Origin of the sequence: Xanthomonas sp. SHU 308 (genome assembly GCF_000364645.1) — a bacterium.
Lineage (GTDB): Bacteria > Pseudomonadota > Gammaproteobacteria > Xanthomonadales > Xanthomonadaceae > Xanthomonas_A > Xanthomonas_A sontii.
This window is the reverse complement of record NZ_AQOK01000515.1, coordinates 1-3,017: the sequence shown is the minus strand read 5'-3', so window position 1 is coordinate 3,017 and position 3,017 is coordinate 1. Positions and strand designations below refer to the sequence as shown.

General features: G+C 72.5%; 3 protein-coding genes and 1 pseudogene. All 4 read right to left on the bottom strand.

Features of this window, described 5'->3' with window-relative positions; all coding sequences use genetic code 11:
• Window positions 1-915: NAD(P)-dependent oxidoreductase (locus tag D588_RS0115480; protein WP_017916632.1), on the bottom strand; the 915-nt coding region annotated here is incomplete at its 3' end.
• 1 nt (window position 916) lies between these two features.
• Window positions 917-1,933 (bottom strand): 3-oxoacyl-[acyl-carrier-protein] synthase III C-terminal domain-containing protein, encoded by a 1,017-nt coding sequence (locus D588_RS0115475; protein WP_017916631.1) that lies wholly within the window; start codon window positions 1,931-1,933, stop codon window positions 917-919.
• 307 nt (window positions 1,934-2,240) lie between these two features.
• Entirely contained in the window at window positions 2,241-2,489 is a 249-nt protein-coding gene (locus tag D588_RS28240) for a hypothetical protein (protein ID WP_017916629.1), read from the bottom strand.
• Between the two features lie 81 nt (window positions 2,490-2,570).
• Window positions 2,571-3,017: pseudogene (locus tag D588_RS25005) on the bottom strand (glycosyl transferase family 2); the annotation flags it as partial.

Genomic DNA, 3,017 nt, shown 5'->3' with positions numbered 1-3,017 from the left:
GCGGCGGGCGCGGCCGATGTCCAGCGTCTGCGAATAGCCGAGCACGCCGATGCCGTAGCGGCTGAGCCGCGGCTCCGGCTGCCCGCGACGGCGCAGCGCGATCTGCTCGCCGAGCGTGGCCAGCGCCAACGCCGGTCCGCGCGGCACCGGCAGCAGCCGCACGCGCAGGCGCAGCACCGCGAACAGTTCGGTCAGCAGGTCGCGCACTGCGATCGGCACACCGTTGCTGATGTTGTAGGCGCGGCCATCGCCGATGTGCTCGGCGCGCAGCGCAGCCAGCGCCGCGGCCACCGCGTTCTCCACGCAGCACACATCGATCATCGCGCGGCCGCCGTTGACCAGCGGGAACCAGCCGCGCTGCGCCACCGCCAGCAAGCGCGGCACGATCGCGTTGTCGCCATGGCCGAACACCGCGCGCGGGCGCAGCACCACCGCCGGCAGTCCGGCCGCGGCGGCGGCGCGCACCTTTTCCTCGGCTTCCCACTTGGTCTGCGGGTAGCCGCCGATCCAGCGCGCTGGCGGGGTGAAGTCTTCGGTGATCTGGTATTGATCGGCGAAGCGGAAGTAGATGCTGGGCGAACTGAAGTGCACGAAGCGGCGCACGCGTGCGGCCAGCGCGGCGGCGAGCAGGCGTTCGGTGGCGACCACGTTGGCCAGGCGGAAGGTCTCGGTGCTGGCCCACGGTGCCGACAACGCGGCGCAGTGGATCACCGCATCGCAGCCGCGCAGCAACGGCGCCAGGTCGTCGCGACACAGCTCGGCGGGCACGACCTCGATCCGCGGATCGCCGGCGAAGGCCGCCAGCTTGGCGGCGTCGCGACCGCTGGCGCGCACCGCTACGCCGGTATCGGCCAGGGCGCGCACGATGTAGGCGCCGATGAAGCCGGAGGCACCGGTGATCAGGACGCGGGCCATGTCAGTAACGCAACACCGCGCCGCCGAACGCCAGCCCGGCGCCGGAGCCGACCAGGCCGATCAGGTCGCCGCGCACGATGCGGCCGCTGGCGATCGCCTGGTGCAGCGCGCCGGGAATCGACGCGGCCATCTGGTTGCCGCGCTGGCCGATCACCTCGATCAGCGTGTCCGGCGCCAGCCCCAGCGCCACGCGCAGATGGCGCAGCGCCTTGGCGCTGGCCTGATGCGGTACGATCCGCCGCAACTGCACCAGCTCGACCCCGGCCTGCGCCAGCAGCCGCTGCAGGAAACCGGGCAGCTTCGCCGCGGCCAGCCGGTAGGTGGCGCGGCCGTTCATTTCGAACTGCGAGCCGGCACGCAATGCCTCGACGCCGTGATCCAGGCGCAGCCGGGTGCCGCCGGCGCGCACGCGGCAGTGGTCGATGCCTTCGGAATAGGTTTCCAGCCGCGCCGCCAGCAATTGCGAACCGCTGGCGCCGTCGTCGGCGCCGAGCACCACCGCGGCGGCACCGTCGCCGAACAGCGGCGCGGTGTCCGCATCGTCCGGATTGAGGCCGACGCTGGCGATCTCGCTGGCGACGATCAGCACGCTGCGATGGCGGCCGGCGGCGATCGCGCAGGCCGCCAGGTCGAGCGCGGCGATGAAGCTCAGGCAGGTGGCGTTGATGTCGAAGGCCGGGATGCCGCTGCCCTGCAGGCCCAGCCGCGCGTGCAGCAGCGCCGCGCTGCACGGGATCGCCTGTTCCATCAGGCTGCAGGCGCTGATCACGCAATCGACCTCGTGCGCCTGCAACTGCGCCGCCTGCAGCGCCGCGCGCGCGGCGCGTTCGCCCATGAAGGTGGCCGGCTCGTCGGCGCCCGCGTAGTGCCGCGTGGCGACCCCGGTATGCCGCAGGGTCCAGCCGGCGGGCTTGCCCCAGCGCCGGTCGAAGGCCTCCGCCGGCACCTGCTGCGTGGGCAGATACTCGCCCGTGCCGAGGATGCGCAGCGCGATGGGCCTGCTGGTGTGGACGCTCATCCGTAAAGCTCGCACAAGGGGCGCGCAGCGTACTGCCAGCGGCTCGGCGCCGGCAACCGCCCTTAGGAAGATCGCGCCGCTGTCTGCGGCTGGCGGCCTCAGACAATCCTCAATCGCGCAGCGACCTGGCGAAATACGTGGGCGCTTCGACAAAGCCTTCGCGCCGATAGAAGGCGTGCGCGCGTTCCCGCCGGCTGTGGCAGTGCACCTCCAGGCGGTCGCAGCCGCGCTGCCGCGCCAGCGCCTCGCCCTCTGCCAGCAAACGCTGTCCCACCCCGGCGCCGCGCGCGCGATCGTCGACGCAGAACTAGCTGATGCGGCAGATGTCGCCGGCCAATGCCAACTGCGGCAGAAAGTGCAGCGACAACACACCCAGGACGTCGTCCCCTGTGGCCGCCACCAGCAAGGCCGCGTCCCGATGTGCCAGGAGCTGCGCCAGGCGCGCCTCGATGAAGTCCTCGGTTCCGGCGTAGTCCAGCGCCGCCATCAGCGCCACGATCGCCTGCCGGTCCGCCATTGCCGCGTTCCTGATGTCCAGGGTGCCGTTCTCGCGCATGTGCAGAGCGTAGGAAGTCGCCCTCGTCGGGCGCAACCGCTTTGCCGACCCGACGCAATCTGTGCGGAAATGGGCGGCGCGTTAGCGCCCGCGACGCTGCCCGTACCAGAAGCCAAGTCCGTCGCGCGAGCGCAGCAGGCTGCGGCCGCGGCGCAGCAGGCGCAACAGCAGCCCCAGGTGCTCGCGCTTGCTGAAGCTGCGCAGCTTGCGGTCGGAGGTGTGCACCGGCTCGCGCAGGATCACGAAGCGGCCCTGCCGCGCCAGTGCGCGGCTCAGCGCCACGTCCTCGCCGGCGTAGTAGCGCTCGTCGAAGCCGCCGGCGGCGACGAAGGCGCTGCGCGTGCAGAACAGGAAGCAGCCGGGGGCGATGCCGGTGCAGCGGAACAGCCAGCCGAACAGCGTCTGCGCCAGGCGCTCGTGCCAGGCGATGTCCCCGAGCAGGCGCACCTGCGCGCCGCCGCCGACCGCGCCGGTGCCCAGCGCGCGCAGCGCCGCGGCCAGCAGCGGGGTGTTGACCCGGGTGTCGGC

Bases quoted from the DNA above. Each gene is read 5' to 3' on its own strand.
- D588_RS0115475 (WP_017916631.1), bottom strand. From the start codon at position 1,933: ATGAGCGTCCACACCAGCAGGCCCATCGCGCTGCGCATCCTCGGCACG.
- D588_RS28240 (WP_017916629.1), bottom strand. From the start codon at position 2,489: ATGCGCGAGAACGGCACCCTGGACATCAGGAACGCGGCAATGGCGGAC.